At 72.6% G+C, this 15,528-nt stretch carries 12 protein-coding genes; 6 read left to right on the top strand and 6 right to left on the bottom strand.

Annotated elements, in window-relative coordinates; genetic code table 11:
- Positions 1 to 89: 89 nt before the first annotated feature.
- On the top strand, positions 90 to 533 hold the full coding sequence (locus ACZ4SW_RS24360) for an SRPBCC family protein (protein WP_468249305.1): 444 nt from the start codon (positions 90 to 92) through the stop codon (positions 531 to 533).
- Between the two features lie 299 nt (positions 534 to 832).
- Positions 833 to 3,238: an MFS transporter gene (locus ACZ4SW_RS24355; protein WP_468249299.1), complete on the top strand. Its 2,406-nt coding sequence runs from the start codon at positions 833 to 835 to the stop codon at positions 3,236 to 3,238.
- Between the two features lie 176 nt (positions 3,239 to 3,414).
- On the opposite strand, the gene ACZ4SW_RS24350 is transcribed toward ACZ4SW_RS24355, so the two are convergent.
- Complete coding sequence (locus ACZ4SW_RS24350; protein WP_468249295.1) at positions 3,415 to 4,572, bottom strand: FAD-dependent monooxygenase; 1,158 nt, start codon at positions 4,570 to 4,572, stop codon at positions 3,415 to 3,417.
- 75 nt (positions 4,573 to 4,647) lie between these two features.
- On the opposite strand from ACZ4SW_RS24350, the gene ACZ4SW_RS24345 reads away from it, so the two are divergent.
- A complete protein-coding gene (locus tag ACZ4SW_RS24345; protein WP_468249288.1) occupies positions 4,648 to 5,232 on the top strand; it encodes a TetR/AcrR family transcriptional regulator in 585 nt (194 codons plus the stop codon).
- 106 nt (positions 5,233 to 5,338) lie between these two features.
- Entirely contained in the window at positions 5,339 to 7,789 is a 2,451-nt protein-coding gene (locus ACZ4SW_RS24340) for an ATP-binding SpoIIE family protein phosphatase (protein ID WP_468249282.1), read from the top strand.
- Positions 7,790 to 7,819: 30 nt separating this feature from the next.
- On the opposite strand, the gene ACZ4SW_RS24335 is transcribed toward ACZ4SW_RS24340, so the two are convergent.
- Positions 7,820 to 8,821: a LacI family DNA-binding transcriptional regulator gene (locus ACZ4SW_RS24335; RefSeq protein WP_468249275.1), complete on the bottom strand. Its 1,002-nt coding sequence runs from the start codon at positions 8,819 to 8,821 to the stop codon at positions 7,820 to 7,822.
- Positions 8,822 to 8,931: 110 nt separating this feature from the next.
- Between ACZ4SW_RS24335 and ACZ4SW_RS24330 the strand changes: the two genes are divergently transcribed.
- A complete protein-coding gene (locus ACZ4SW_RS24330; protein WP_468249268.1) occupies positions 8,932 to 10,086 on the top strand; it encodes a Gfo/Idh/MocA family protein in 1,155 nt (384 codons plus the stop codon).
- Positions 10,087 to 10,153: 67 nt separating this feature from the next.
- A complete protein-coding gene (locus tag ACZ4SW_RS24325) occupies positions 10,154 to 10,360 on the top strand; it encodes a hypothetical protein (protein WP_468249263.1) in 207 nt (68 codons plus the stop codon).
- Here ACZ4SW_RS24325 and ACZ4SW_RS24320 read toward each other — a convergent pair whose 3' ends face one another.
- From ACZ4SW_RS24320 to iolB, 4 genes are all read right to left on the bottom strand, one after another.
- Positions 10,361 to 11,161 carry a GntR family transcriptional regulator gene (locus ACZ4SW_RS24320; protein WP_468249254.1) on the bottom strand — a complete coding sequence of 267 codons (801 nt, stop codon included), beginning with the start codon at positions 11,159 to 11,161 and terminating at the stop codon, positions 10,361 to 10,363.
- 78 nt (positions 11,162 to 11,239) lie between these two features.
- On the bottom strand, positions 11,240 to 12,733 hold the full coding sequence (locus ACZ4SW_RS24315) for a CoA-acylating methylmalonate-semialdehyde dehydrogenase (RefSeq protein ID WP_468249249.1): 1,494 nt from the start codon (positions 12,731 to 12,733) through the stop codon (positions 11,240 to 11,242).
- A gap of 34 nt (positions 12,734 to 12,767) precedes the next feature.
- Entirely contained in the window at positions 12,768 to 14,642 is a 1,875-nt protein-coding gene (gene iolD / locus ACZ4SW_RS24310) for a 3D-(3,5/4)-trihydroxycyclohexane-1,2-dione acylhydrolase (decyclizing) (protein ID WP_468249244.1), read from the bottom strand.
- Positions 14,642 to 15,526 carry a 5-deoxy-glucuronate isomerase gene (gene iolB / locus ACZ4SW_RS24305; protein WP_468249240.1) on the bottom strand — a complete coding sequence of 295 codons (885 nt, stop codon included), beginning with the start codon at positions 15,524 to 15,526 and terminating at the stop codon, positions 14,642 to 14,644. Before iolB ends, iolD begins: the two co-directional genes overlap by 1 nt.
- Positions 15,527 to 15,528: the final 2 nt, after the last annotated feature.

Genomic DNA, 15,528 nt, shown 5'->3' with positions numbered 1-15,528 from the left:
CAGTTGACGGCACGGGGGCGGTCCGGGGCCGTCCCCCGCGTGTGATGGGATGGCGCACACCCCATCACACGTACAGGAAGAGGAAGGTCATGGCGCAGGTCGAGGCCACCACGGAGCGGACCATCGCGGCGGACCCGGAGACGGTGTTCGACGCGCTCGCCGACTACAGCGGCACCCGCGCGCGGCTGCTGCCCGAGCAGTTCAGCGAGTACGAGGTGCGCGAGGGCGGCGACGGCGAGGGCACCCTCGTGCACTGGAAACTCCAGGCCACCAGCAAGCGCGTCCGTGACTGCCTGCTGGAGGTCGGCGAGCCCACCGACGGCGAACTCGTCGAGAAGGACCGCAACTCCTCCATGGTCACCACCTGGCGCGTCACCCCGGCCGGCGAGGGCAGGTCCCGGGTCGTCGTGACCACCACCTGGAAGGGGGCCGGCGGCATCGGCGGCTTCTTCGAGAAGACCTTCGCGCCCAAGGGTCTCGCCCGGATCTACGACGCGATCCTCGCGAAACTCGCCGCCGACGTGGAGAAGTGACGCCGCGCAGGACATCGGGAGCGGCCGGCGGCCATCCGTTCGCGCCGCTGTGACTCCCCGTGCGCTCCGGGGGGCTCGGGGCCGGTGTTCCGCCCCCCGGAGCGCGCGCCGTCAGTCCACGGGCTGATTCTCGCGCTCACCGTTTCGAGTGGTTTTCCGCGGGGCGCGGCGATGCGCCACAGCGCTCCGACCGGCGCATACCTCCCGCCGCCCGCCTCACGGGCGACTCGTCGCGCTTGATCGCTGTTGTCGCGCAATGCGAGAAATGGGCGGCGCGGACGCGACGAGGGGAGCGCTAGGTGGTCGGGACGACTGCGGTGGACGTGGACGACGAGCGGGCCCTGGCGTCCGTGCTCCCGGACGCGCACCGGGAGCCGGCCGGCACCGGACCCGCGGAACAGCCCGCGGCGCTCAGCCCCCGCCGGGTCCGCCTGGTGTTCGTCGGGCTCATGCTCGCCCTGCTGCTCGCCGCCCTCGACCAGATGATCGTGGCCACCGCGCTCCCCAAGGTCGTCGGCGAGCTGCACGGCCTGGACCGGATGTCCTGGGCCATCACCGCCTACCTGCTGACCTCCACCGTCGGCCTTCCGGTCTACGGCAAGTGCGGTGACCTCTTCGGCCGCAAGGGCGTCTTCCAGTTCGCGATCGGCGTCTTCGTCGTCGGCTCCGCGCTCGCCGGCCGGGCCGCGACCATGGACCAGCTGATCGCCTTCCGCGCGATCCAGGGCGTCGGCGCCGGCGGCCTCATGATCGGTGTGCAGGCGATCATCGCGGACATCGTCCCGCCCCGCGAACGCGGCCGCTACATGGGCCTCATCGGCGCCGCGTTCGGTCTCGCCTCCGTCGCCGGGCCCCTGCTGGGCGGCTACTTCACGGACCACCTCTCCTGGCGCTGGTGCTTCTACGTCAACGTGCCCTTCGGCCTGGTCACCTTCGCCGTCGTCACGGCCGTGCTGAAACTGCCGAAGCCCATCGCCAGGGCCCGCCTCGACGTCCTCGGCACCCTGCTGCTGGCCGCGACGTCGACCTGCCTGGTGCTGTTGACGAGTTGGGGCGGCACCGAGTACGCGTGGGACTCGCGGGTCATCCTGGGGCTCGGCGCCGGGGCCGCCCTCGGATGCGTCCTCTTCCTGGTCGTGGAGCGCTTCGCCGTCGAACCCCTCATCCCGCTGCGGCTGCTGAGGGACCCCGTCTTCAACGTCACCGCACTGGTGGGTCTCGTCATCGGCGTCGCCCTGTTCGGCGCCGCCAGCTACCTGCCCACCCTCCTGCAGATGGTCGACGGGGCGAGCGCCACCGAGTCCGGGCTGCTGATGCTGCCGATGATGGCCGGAATCGTCGGGGCCTCCATCCTCAGCGGACAGCTCATCAGCCACACCGGCCGCTACAAGGCGTTCCCGCTCCTCGGCAGCGTCCTCGCGGCGATCGGCATGTGGCTGCTGTCCCGGCTCGACGTGGACACGCCCCGGCTGCAGTACAGCGTGTGGATGGCCGTCCTCGGCGCAGGCATCGGCCTGGTGATGCCGGTGCTGGTCCTCGCCGTGCAGAACTCCGTCCGCCCCGCCGACCTCGGCGCCGCGACCAGCGCCAACAACTACTTCCGGCAGATCGGCGGCAGCGTCGGCGCCGCGGTCTTCGGCACCCTGTTCGCCCACCGGCTCGCGGACGCGCTCCGGGAACGCCTCCCGGCCGACGCGGGCGCCCGTCTGCCCGACCCCGAGTCCATCACCCCGCAACTCGTCCACACACTGCCGCCGACGCTGCGGAACGCGTACATCGAGGCGTACGCCGAGGCCATGCCGCGGATCTTCCTCTATCTCGTCCCGGTGATCGTCCTCGGCCTGCTCATCGCCTTCTTCCTCAAGGAGAAACCACTGGTGTCCCACAACGCCCCAGCCGACTGCCCGCCCGCCGCCCAGGTCCCCCAGGCGCGCGCGCCGTACGCCGCCGGCGTGCCCGTGTGCGGCACGGTCCAGCACCCCGACGGCACCGTCGTGCCCCGCGCGGCGCTCACCCTCATCGACGTCGCGGGCGTGCAGATCGGGCGGGGCGCCAGCGGCGAGGACGGGCGGTACGCGCTGTCCACGCCCGGATCCGGGTCCTACGTCCTCATCGCCGCGGCCGGCGGCCACCAGCCGCAGGCCGTCTCGGTGACCGTCGGGGAACGCCCGGTCGAACTGGACGTCGTGCTCGGCGGCGCGGGACGGCTGGCGGGCAGCGTGCTCACGGCCGACGGCACCCCGGTGCGCGACGCCGCCGTCACGCTCACCAACGTGCACGGAGAGGTGGTCGCGAGCACCCGCAGCGGGCGCGAGGGAAGCTACGTCATCACCGAGCTGGTGGCCGGGGAGTACACCCTCGCCGCCAGCGCCCCCGCGTTCCGCCCGGCCGCGCTGCCCGTCACCGTGCAGGCCTCGCGCGAGACCCGGCAGGACGTCGAACTCGCGGGCGGCGCGGTGCTGCGCGGCACCGTCCGCGCGGGGGACGGGCGGCCGGTCGAGGACGCGCGGGTGACGCTGCTCGACGCGGCGGGCAACGTCGTCGACACGCTGACCACCGGGGCCGACGGGACGTATCGGTTCGTCGATCTGTCGTCGGGGGAGTACACGGTGATCGCGGCCGGTTACCCGCCGGTGGCCACGGTGTTGCAGGTCGCCGGGGGCGGGCGGACCGAGCGGGATCTGCAGTTGGGGCACGAGGACTGAGGAACCCCGAACGGAACGGCTCCTCGATGCCGGTGCTGTGACGCGTCGGGGTGTGCGGGTGTCCGCGCGCCGGACGTGCGGCCCGTGCCGGGCTGTCGCCGCGGCGCATGCCGGTCTGGAGCACGCCGAGTCGGCGAAGGGCTGTGCGGTGGTGGGTCGGCGGGGCGCCGGTCGGGTCAGCCCAGCCGGGGTGGGACCCAGCCGTGGTGCCTGAGGATCACGCGCACCGTGGTGCGGGAGGGCGTCAGGCGCATCGCCGTGTTGCGCAGGGCGACGGCCAGGGGGTGGGAGAGCTGCTGGCCCATCCGCCCGGCCTGCCGGGCGGCCCGGGCGACGGCCTGACTGCGCGGACGGCGTTCGGCGTCGTACCGGGCCAGCGCCGCCTCGACGGTGGGCTCGGCAGCGAGCGCCGCGGCCAGGGTGACGGCGTCCTCCAGCGCCTGGCAGGCACCCTGTCCGAGGTTGGGGGTCATGGCGTGCGCCGCGTCGCCGAGCAGTGCGATCCGGCCGACCGTGTACGAGGGGAGCGGCGTGCGGAGTTCGTGGACGTCGTGGTGCAGCACGGCGTCGGACCGGGTCGCGTCGAGGAGGGCGGGTATCGGGTCGTGCCAGTCGCGGAACCGGCGGCGCAGTTCGGCCAGGGGGTCGGCGAACCGCGTCCCGGCGGGAAGGCTGAGCACCGCGTGCCACTCGGCCCGCCCGTCGCGGAAGGCGATGTGCCCGAACTCGGCCCCCTGCCCCCAGGTCAGCTCGAAGTCGGTGCGCAGTTCGACCGCCTGCTCGGTGATGGCGCGCAGCACCGTCGATCCGCTGTGGACCGGGCCGGGGTGGGCCGGAAAGAGACGGCCGCGGACCTTGCTGCCGACGCCGTCGGCCGCAACCACCAGATCGGCATCCAGGACCCTGTCGCCGCAGCCGACTCGAACCGTCCCGGGGCCGATCTGCTCGAGCCGGCCGGCCTCGCAGCCGATCAGCAGCGTCCCGGCGGGCAGGGACTCGCGCAGCAGACGGTGCAAGGTCGCACGGGGGATCCCCATGATCGGCGTGCCGACCGCCTCTTCCAGCGCCGTGCCGTCCATCCGGGACAGCCACCGGCCCTCCGGCGTGCGGGTGCCCCCGCTGTACTGGCCCCGTGAGGCCTCCCGGACCGCCCTGCCCGGTCCGAGTTCGTCCAGTGCGCGAAGGCCGTTGGCGGCCAGCGAGATGCCCGCGCCCGCGTCGTCCGGTACGGCCGCGCGCTCGACGACCGTCACGTCCCAGCCGACGCGGCGCAGACCGATCGCCGCGGCCAGTCCGCCGATGCCCCCGCCGATGACCACTGCCGTGTCGCCCATGGCGTGCCCCCCATGCCTTCTACACCTGTAGAAGGACGACCTTATCCGAAGTGCTACAGGTGTAGAAAAGGAGCCATGGCTACGGATCGGCGCACCCTCCTCGCGGACGCGGCTCTCGACGTACTCGCCGAGGAAGGGATCCGCGGCCTGACCCACCGCGCCGTCGACCGCAAGGCGGGCATGCCGACCGGCACCACCTCGGCGTACTTCCGCACCCGGGCCGCGCTGCTCACCGGACTCGTCACCCGCTTGGTCCAGCTCGACCAGGCGGAACTGCACACGACGGCCGGGCAACTGCCGCCCCTTCGCACCGCCGAGGAACTGGTGGACGGCATGGCGCTGCTCATCCGTCGACGACTCACCGGCGAGGGCCGGCGCCGCTCGCTCGCCCGCCACGCCTGCGCCGTCGAGAGCGTGCGCGACCCGGAGCTGCGCGAGATCCTCGTACCCCGCGAGAACGCCGGCCGCCAGGCCGTCCGGCTGTTCCTCGCCGAGCACGGCGTAACGGACGTCGAGAGCCGCACGCACACCCTGCTGACCTGCATCGACGGGCTGGTCTTCGACCGGCTGGTGAGCGGGGGTGAAGTGCCGCGCGAGGCCCTCGAAGGCCTCGTGGCCGCCGCTCTGCGTCCGTCCGGGCCGCCCGCGGCTCCGCACTGAGCGACGTCTGCGACCAATTCGCGTAATGCCACACATCGCGACCGGGCGGGGCCGTACCGTGTTCGTGAGGCACGGATCTTGCACGTGGGGAGAAAGGGCCTGGGCCATGGACGACGGCACCGAGACGGGCGCCTCGGCCGGGCACGGCGTGGCCGGACGCATCCCGCTGGCCGTGGTCGTGGTGGACCGTGAGGGCCTGGTCTCGCACTGGAGCCGGGGCGCGCGAAGGTTGTTCGGCGTTCCCAGGGAGGACGCGCTCGGCCGCCCTGCCGTCGATCTGCTGCCCGTCTCCGGTGCCCTGCCGGAGGGGGACGACACCGGCCCCTACGGGGCGCCCGCCTGCGACGGGCTCGGCCCCGACCTGGAGTCCTCGCTCGACGGGCGGTTGTCCTACCCGGCGGCGGGGCGTGCCCGCCTGTCCGTACCCGACAGGGACCGCGTGGACGTGCTGTGGTGGGCGTACCCCCTGGTGGGACCCGGTCCGGAGCGGCTGCTGGTGCTGGCCGCCGACGCCGGCGCGCTGCACCGTCGCGACGACGGCATGTCCGTCGAGCGCATCGCGCCCGGCTTCGCCCTGCACACCGACTTCCCCGGCGCGGACGAACTCGCCCGCAGGCTGCCGGAGATCCTGCCCAGCATGAGCGTCGGCGAGAGCGCCCGCATCGTCTCGCAGGTCCTCGAACTGGGCTATCCGATCCTGGAGTTCAGCCAGAACGACCGGGTGCCCGTCACCCCCGACTGGGGCGTGCCCCGGCGCGCGGAGCGCAGGGCGCGCCGAGAGCGTGCGGCGCGCGCCGTCGCGGCCGGACGGCCCGTGCCCCAGGACCTCGGGGACGAGGGCGAGGACCTGGAGTACGCCGCGGTGCGCGAGCGGCTGGAGTTCCTCAACGAGGTCAGCGGCAAGATCGGCACCTCCCTCGACCTGGCGCAGACCATCATCGAGGTCAGTAAGGCCGTGGTGCCCCGCTTCACGGACGTGGCCTGCACGTATCTGCGGGAACAGGTCGTCGCCGGCGAGGGGTTCCCCGACGGCGTGCCCGACACCACCACCATGTGGCACCGGGTCGCCCTGGAGCACACCGACGAGCCGGGCCGCTGGGAGGACGTCGTACCGGTCGGCGAGGCCATGCCGTTTCCGGCTCAGACGCCGTTCTTCCAGTGCATGACCACCGGCGAGCCCGTCGTCATCCCGCGCATCACCGAGGAGATGGGGCACGCCATCGCCTCCCAGTTCGACAAGCGCGACATCCGGCCCCTGATCACGCACCGGTCCATGCTGATCGTGCCTCTGAAGGCGCGCCAGGTGGTCCTCGGCTTCATGGCCCTGATGCGCCATCCGGAGCGGCCCGAGTTCAACGACATGGACCGCGTCACCGGCGCCGAACTCGCCGCCCGTGCCGCCCTCGTGCTGGACAACGCGCGCATGTACACGTACCAGGAGAACGTCGCGGAGACCCTCCAGGACAGCATGCTCCCGCACATCGCACCGCGCATGGCGGGCTGCGACATCGCCACCCGCTACCTCCCGGGCACCCTGCTCGGCCGCGTCGGCGGCGACTGGTTCGACTCCGTGAAACTGCCCGGCGCCCGTACCGCCCTCGTCGTCGGCGACGTCATGGGGCACGGCCTCAACTCCGCCGCGATGATGGGCCAGTTGCGTACGGCCGTGCAGACCATGGCCGCGCTCGACCTGCCGCCCGCCCAACTGCTGCGCAACCTCGACGACCTCGCGCAGCGGCTCGGCGACACCTACCTCGCGACGTGCCTGTACGCCGTCTACGACCCGATCGCGGGCGAACTGCACCTCGCCAACGCCGGCCACATCCCACCCGTGATCGTCCGCGCGGAGGACGGGCGCAGCGAGCTGCTCGACCTGCCCACGGGTGCGCCGATCGGCGTCGGCGGAGTCCCGTTCGAGTCGGTTCGGGTGCGGGTGGCGCCCGGTGACCGGCTGGTGATGTGCACCGACGGACTGGTCGAGGTGCGCGGTGAGGACATCGGTGCCGGGCTCGCCACGCTGTGCGAGTCCGCCGCGCACCCGGCGGCCTCCATGGACGACGCCTGCGACACGATCATCCGCGCCCTCGCCGCGACGTTTTCGGAGGCGGGCCGCGGCGGCCGCAAGGACGACGTGGCGCTGCTGATGGCCCGGCTCAACGGCATCGAACCCGAGGACGTCACCGTCCGACGGCTCGCCCTCGACCCCGTGGAGGCGGGCCGGGCGCGCGCCGTGGTCCGCGAACAGCTCCACGAGTGGGGCCTTGGCACGCTGGCGTGCAACGCGGAGCTGATGGTCAGCGAGCTGGTCACCAACGCCGTACGGCACGCCCGCAGCGGGCGGATCGAACTGCGGCTGGTGCGCGGCGACACCCTGCTGTGCGAGGTGGACGACGACGATCCCACCCTGCCCACGCTGCTCAGCGCGGGACCCGGTGACGAGGCGGGTCGCGGACTGCGCGTGGTGAGCACGCTGGCCCGCGAGTGGGGGACCAGCCGGACGAGCGCCGGCAAGACGGTCTGGTTCGAACTGACGCTGCCGCGCGCTGCGCAACGCTGACCGGCCCGCCGCCACGCCCGAGGGCCTGGCTCAGGCCGACGGCGCGCCCGTCGTCCCCCTCACCTCCAGGGCCGGTGTCGTGAGCACCAGTTCGGCGGGGCGGGCCGGGTCGGCGATGCGGTCCAGAAGGCGCCCGGCGGCGCGGCGGCCCACGTCGTGGCTGCCGTTGTCCACCGTGGTGAGCCACAGATGCCGCAGGCGCGCGAGGTAGGTGTTGTCGTAGCCGACGAGGGAGAGGTCGCGTGGCACCTGGAGCCCCAGCTCCTCCGCCGCCGACAGGGCGCCCACGCACGCGATGTCGTTGAAGGCGAAGACGGCCGTGGGGCGTTCGCGGGTGCCGAGCAGGCGGACCGCGGCCCGGTAGCCGCCCTCCTCCGTCAGGTCGCCCTGTTCCACGATCGCCGTGTCCGCGAGTCCGTGCTCACGCATCACGGTCTCGAAACTGCGCCGCCGCAGTTCCCCGACCACTCCCTGCCCGGCGATGTGGGCGATGCGACGGTGGCCGAGGCCGATGAGGTGCTCGGTGGCGAGGCGGGCGCCGTGCTCGTCGTCGTTGGCCACGATGTCGACGGCGGGCAGTTCCGGCTCGCGGGCCCCGGCGACGACGGTGGGGATGTGGGCGGCGGCCTGGCGCAGGGCCTCGGAGGGCGGCAGGGTGCCGACGGCGATCAGCCCGTCGACCCGCAGGTCCGTGAAGGTGCGGGTGAGGTCCTCGCCCAGGCGCCGGTTGAGGTGGCCGTCGGCCAGCAGCATGCGCAGACCGGCGTCGTGCAGCCGTGAGTTCAGGCCGTCGAGCAGCTCCACGAACCAGGGGTTGCGCATGTCGTTCAGCAGGACGCCGACCGTGCGGGTGCGGCGCTCGCTCAGGCTCCGCGCGGCGGCGTTGGGCCGGTACCCCAGCTCCTCGACGGCGGCCAGCACCGCCGCCCGCTTCTCGGGGCGCACCTGGTCGGAGCCGCGCAGCACCAGGGAGACCAGCGACTTCGACACCCCGGCCCGTTCGGCCACATCGCGGATCGTCGGCGGTCTCATGTGTGGACCGTTCCATACGGTGGGAGCACTTGTCAAAAGGATTGACAAGTGCAGTTATGCCCTCCAGTGTGGGCGACGCACATTCTGGAACGGTCCAAAGAAGGGCAGTCATGGTCAGTACGCTCGGCGTCGCCGTCGTGGGATTCGGCTGGATGGGCCGGGTGCACACCCAGGCCTACGTTCGTCTGCCGCACCACTTCCCGCAGCTGCCCCTGCGCGCCGAACTGGTCGCCGTCGCCGACGACGTACCCGGCCGGGCCGAGGAGGCCGCCGCACGGTACGGCTTCGCCACCGCCGTCCGGGACTGGCGGGAGATCGCCGCCGATCCCCGGGTACGGGCGGTGAGCATCGCCGCCCCGAACTTCCTGCACCGCGAGATCGGCGTCGCCATGGCCGAGGCGGGCAAGCACATCTGGATCGAGAAGCCGGTCGGCCTGACCGCCGACGACGCCCGCGCGGTCGCGGACGCCGTCGCCAAGGCCGGTGTGCAGGGCACGGTCGGCTTCAACTACCGGGGCGCACCGGCCGTCGCCACCGCCCGCGAGCTGATCGCCTCCGGTGAGATCGGCACCGTCACGCACGTCCGCATCCGCCTGTTCAGCGACTACGCCGCCCACCCCGAATCCGCCCTGACCTGGCGGTACGAGCGGGAGCGCGGCGGCAGCGGAGTCCTCGGCGACCTCGCCTCGCACGGCGTGGACCTGGCCCGCTTCCTGCTCGGTGAGATCGAGTCGCTGGCCGCCGACACCGCCGTCTTCATCCCCGAGCGCGCCCGCCCCACCGGCGCCACCGCCGGCCACACCCGCGCGACCGGCGGCGAGCCGGGCGCCGTCGAGAACGAGGACTACGTGAGCTGCCTGCTGCGCTTCGCCTCGGGCGCCCGCGGCGTCCTGGAGGCGAGCCGGGTCTCGGTCGGCGAACAGAACAACTACGGCTTCGAGGTCCACGGCACCAAGGGCGCCCTCTTCTGGGACTTCCGGCGCATGGGCGAACTCGGTGTCAGCCGCGGCACGGCCTACCAGGACCAGCCCGTCAGCACCCTCTACGTCGGCCCCGGCCACGGCGAGTACGCCGCCTTCCAGCCCGGCTCGGCCAACGCCATGGGCTACGACGACCTGAAGGTCATCGAGGCCTACCACTTCCTGCGCTCCGTCGCGGAGGGCACCGCCCACGGCCCGACCCTCGACGACGCCGTGCGCAGCGCCGCCGCCCTGGACGCCATGAGCCGCTCCGCGGAGCGGCGCGGCTGGGTGGACGTGCTATGAGCGGGACTGCCTCCGTGTCGTACGGGAGGAGCGGCGGGCCGACGGAGGACTGGTCTCGCTCGGTTTCATGCGCCGCTTCGACCCCGGCCATGCGGAACTGAAGGCGGCCGTCGCCTCGGGTGCCTGCGGGGCTCCGTTGCTGCTGCACTGCGTCAGCCGGGGCGTCTCGTCCGCGCCCGGTGCCACCGGCGAGTTCGGCGTCACCGGGTCGGCCATCCATGAGTTCGACACCGTGCCCTGGCTGCTGGACTCCCCGGTCACCGAGGTCAGTTGATCACGACCGGACCAGGAGCTGGAAGTCGAAGGAGTACCGCGAGGCGCGGTAGATGTGGGTGCCGTACTCGACGGCGCGGCCGGTGTCGTCGTACGCCGTGCGCTGCATGGTCAGCAGCGCCGCGCCCTCCGGCTCGCCCAGCCGCTCGGCCTCCTCCGCGGTGGCGCAGCGGGCGCCGACGGTCTGCCGGGCGCTGTGCAGGGTGATGCCGGCGTTGCGCATCATCCGGTACAGGCCGGTCGCCCGGAGCCGGTCGGTGTCGAGGTCCAGCAGGCCCGCCGGCACGTAGTTGGACAGGAACGCCATCGGCTCCCCGTGGGCGAGGCGCAGGCGCTCCAGGTGGTGGACCTCGCCGCCCTCGGCGATCCCGAGCGCGGCCGCGACCTCGGCGGACGCCCGCACCACCTCGTTGTGCACCACCTGGGTCGCGGGCTTCTGCCCCGCGGCCTCCAGGTCGTCGTAGAGACTGCTCAGCTCCAGCGGGCGCTTGACCTGGCTGTGCACCACCTGCGTGCCCACGCCCCGGCGGCGGACCAGCAGGCCCTTGTCGACCAGCGACTGGATGGCCTGGCGCACCGTGGGCCGGGACAGGCCCAGCCGCCCGGCGAGCTCGATCTCGTTGCCGAGCAGGCTGCCCGGGCCCAGCACCCCGTGCTCGATCGCCGCCTCAAGCTGCTGTGCGAGCTGGTAGTAGAGGGGGACCGGGCTGCTGCGGTCGAGGGCGAAATCGAGGGCGTCGGGTGCGGAAGTGGTCACAGGGGGAGAATATGCCGCCGACCGGTTGACCGGAACACTTGTCATCATTTTGTCCTGACAATGCCGGAGATGGGGCCGGTGCGGGAGGCCACACGCCCGCTCCCGCACCGGCCGCCACTCTCATCAGGAGTTGCTGGGGAACCCGAGGTTGATGCCACCGTCGGCCGGGTCCGGCCAGCGCGTGGTGATCACCTTGCCCTGGGTGTAGAAGGCGACGCCGTCGTTGCCGTAGATGTGCAGGTCGCCGAAGAGCGAGTCCTTCCAGCCACCGAAGGAGTGGTAGCCGACCGGCACCGGGATCGGCACGTTGACGCCGACCATGCCCGCCTGGACCTCGAGCTGGAAGCGGCGGGCCGCGCCGCCGTCCCGGGTGAAGATCGCGGTGCCGTTGCCCCAGCGGGAGCTGTTGATCAGCTTGATCGCGTCGTCGTACGTCTCCGCGCGCACCACGCACAGGACGGGACCGAAGATCTCGTCCCGGTACGCGTCCGCCGTCACCGGAACCCTGTCCAGCAGCGACACGCCGATGAAGAAGCCGTCCTCGTGTCCCTCGACCGAGTAGCCGGTGCCGTCGACCACGACCTCCGCGCCCTGCTCGGCTGCCGACGTCACGTACGACGCCACCTTGTCGCGGTGCTCGCGCGTGATCAGCGGGCCCATCTCGCTCGCCGGGTCGTTCCCGGGGCCGATGCGCAGGTTCTTCGCGCGCTCGGCGATCTTCGCCACCAGTTCGTCGCCGGTGTCGCCCACCGCCACGACCACGGACACCGCCATGCAGCGCTCGCCCGCCGAGCCGTACGCGGCGTTGATCGCCTGGTCGGCGGCGAAGTCCAGGTCGGCGTCCGGCAGGACCAGCATGTGGTTCTTGGCGCCGCCGAGGGCCTGCACCCGCTTGTCGTGCTCGACCGCCTTGAGCTGGATGTACTTGGCGATCGGGGTGGAGCCGACGAAGGAGACGGCGGCGACGTCCGGGTGCTCCAGCAGACGGTCGACGGCCACCTTGTCGCCCTGCACGATGTTGAACACACCGTCCGGCAGACCCGCCTCGGCCAGCAGCTCGGCGAGGCGGTGGGAGGCCGAGGGGTCCTTCTCGCTCGGCTTGAGCACGAAGGTGTTGCCGGTCGCGATGGCGATCGGGAACATCCACATCGGGACCATCGCCGGGAAGTTGAACGGCGTGATGCCGGCGACGACGCCGAGCGGCTGGCGGATCGAGGCGACGTCGACCCGGGTGGAGACCTGGGTGGACAGCTCGCCCTTCAGCTTCTCGGAGATGCCGCAGGCCAGCTCCACGATCTCCAGGCCGCGCGCGACCTCGCCGAGCGCGTCGGAGTGGACCTTGCCGTGCTCCGCGGTGATCAGCTCGGCGATCTCGTCGCGGTGCGCGTCCAGCAGCTCGCGGAACTTGAAGAGGATCGCCGTGCGCTTGGCGAGCGAGCTCTGTCCCCAGCTCTCGAACGCGGCCTTGGCGGTGGCGACCGCGGCGTCGACCTCGTCCACCGTGGCGAACGCGATCTGCTTCTCCTGGGCGCCGGTGGCCGGGTTGTAGACCGGGCCGAAGCGGCCCGAGGTGCCCTCGACGGGCTTGCCGCCGATCCAGTGCGTGATGGTCTTCATGGTGCGGTGCGGGACCTTTCGTTCAGCGGGGGAGTCAGAGGTGGCGCCGGCGGCCGGCGACGTGGCGGTCGTAGCGCTCGCGGGCGGACACGGCGGCCTCGCGGGAGGCGACCTCGGCGACCGGCACGTCCCACCAGGCCTCGGCGGGCGGCGCGGTGGGCGTCGGGTCCGTCTCGACGTACACGCAGGTCGGCCGGTCGGAGGCGCGTGCTGCGGCCAGGGCGTCGCGCAGTTCCCGTACGGTCTTGGCGCGCAGCACGTCCATGCCGAGGCTGGCGGCGTTGGCGGCCAGGTCCACCGGGAGCGGCGCCCCGGTGAAGGTGCCGTCGGCGGCCCGGTAGCGGTAGGCGGTGCCGAACCGCTCACCGCCGGTCTCCTCCGACAGGCCGCCGATGGAGGCGTAGCCGTGGTTCTGGATCAGGACCAGGTTGACCGGCAGGCCCTCCTGGACCGCGGTCACGATCTCCGTCGGCATCATCAGATAGGTGCCGTCGCCGACCAGCGACCACACCGCCGTGCCGGGCGCGGCCTGCTGGACACCGATGCCGGCCGGGATCTCGTAGCCCATGCAGGAGTAGCCGTACTCCAGGTGATACTGGCGCGGCGAGCGGGCCCGCCACAGCTTGTGCAGGTCGCCGGGGAGCGAGCCGGCCGCGTTGATCACCACGTCGTCGTCGCCCACGACCGCGTCCAGGGCGCCGAGGACCTGCGTCTGGGTCGGCACGGAGTTCTCGTCGTCGGCTCGGTAGGCGGCCTCGACGATCTGCTCCCAGCGCTCCTTGCCCGCGCGGTACTCGGCCTCGTACGCCTCGCCGACCCGGTGGCCGGCCAAGCCCTCGGCGAGTGCCGTGAGGCCCGCCCGGGCGTCCGCGACCAGGGTGAGGGCCGCGAGCTTGTGGGCGTCGAAGGCGGTGATGTTGAGGTTGACGAACCGTACGCCGGGGTTCTGGAACAGCGTGTTCGACGCGGTGGTGAAGTCGCTGTAGCGGGTGCCGACGCCGATGACCAGATCGGCGGTGCGGGCGATGTCGTCGCAGACGGCCGTGCCGGTGTGGCCGATTCCGCCCAGGTCCGCGGGGTGGTCGTGGCGCAGTGAGCCCTTTCCGGCCTGGGTCGAGGCCACCGGGATGCCGGTCGCGTCCACCAGCGCCTTCAGGGCCTGCTCGGCCTCGCTGTGGTGCACACCGCCGCCCGCCACGATCAGCGGCCGCTCGGCGGCACGGATCGCGCGGACCGCCTCCGCCAGCTCCACGGGGTCGGGCGCCGGACGGCGTACGTGCCACACGCGTTCGGCGAAGAACTCCTCGGGCCAGTCGTACGCCTCCGCCTGCACGTCCTGCGGCATCGCGAGGGTGACCGCGCCGGTCTCCGCCGGGTCGGCGAGGACCCGCATGGCGTTCAGCGCGGACGGGATCAGCATCTCGGGACGGGTGATCCGGTCGAAGTAGCGGGAGACCGGGCGCAGGGTGTCGTTGACCGACACATCGGCCTCCACCGGGTGCTCGAGCTGCTGGAGCAGCGGGTCGGCGGCGCGCGTGGCGAAGTAGTCGCCGGGCAGCAGCAGCACCGGGAGGCGGTTGATCGTGGCCAGGGCCGCGCCGGTGACCAGGTTGGTGGCGCCCGGGCCGATGGAGGTGGTGACCGCCTGTGCGGAGAGCCGGTTGAGCTGGCGGGCGTAGCCGACGGCGGCGTGCACCATGGCCTGTTCGTTGCGGCCCTGGTGGAAGGGCATGGTGTCCTCGCCGGCCTCGAGCAGCGCCTGGCCGAGGCCGGCGACGTTGCCATGGCCGAAGATGCCCCAGGTGCCGGCGATGAGCCGGTGGCGTACCCCGTCGCGCTCGGTGTACTGCACGGACAGGAACCGCACCAGCGCCTGGGCGACGGTCAGACGGCGGGTAGTGGTGCTCATCAGGGCTTCTCCGGTGCCGTGTAGAGGGGGAGACGGGGGTCGACCGGCTGGTCCGGCCAGGTGCCGCGGATCCACGCGTGGTCGGGGTGGTCGCAGATCAGCCAGGCGCGGTCGGGGTCCGGGCCCGCCATGACGTTCAGGTAGTACATGTCGTGGCCGGGCACCGCCATGGACGGTCCGTGCCAGCCGTCCGGGATGAGCACGACGTCACCGTCGCGCACCTCGGCCAGCACATCGGTGCCGGTGCCGTGGCCGGAGGGGGAGACCCGCTGGTAGCCGAGTCCGGGGGTGCCCTCATGGGCGGCGAACTCGAAGTAGTAGATCTCCTCCAGCTCCGACTCCTCGCCGGGGCGGTGCTCGTCGTGCTTGTGCGGCGGGAAGGACGACCAGTTGCCTCCCGGGGTGATCACCTCGACGGCGATCAGCTTGTCGCACTCGAAGACGCCGGCGGCACCGAAGTTGTTGACCTGGCGGGAGCAGTTGCCGGTGCCGCGCAGCTCGACCGGGACGGACGAGGCGGGCCCGTAGCGGGCGGGCAGCCGGCGCTCGCAGCGGGCGCCGGTCAGCGCGAAGCGGCCGCCGTCCCGGGACGCGATCGAGACCTGCGCGTCGCGCGGCGCGTACGCGAAGTCGCTGACGCCGCTGAAGACGCTCTCGCGGCCGTTCAGGCGAAACGTGTCACCGCCGACGGCGACGGTGCAGGAGCCCGACAGCGGGAGCACGATCCACTCGCTGTCGCCGGTGTCGAAGGAGTGCCAGCCGCCGGACGGCAGTTCGAGCACCTTCAGGCTGGAGTAGCCCCAGCCGGCCGACTCGGGGGTGACGTCGACCGCGTAGGCGCCGGTTGCGGCCTTGCCTGCGGGGAGGTGGTGCGCGGTGGTCATGA

It is taken from the genome of Streptomyces sp. NPDC028331 (assembly GCF_055565775.1).
The sequence above is the reverse complement of the archived record's forward strand: the minus strand, read 5'-3'. Positions and strand labels throughout refer to the sequence as shown.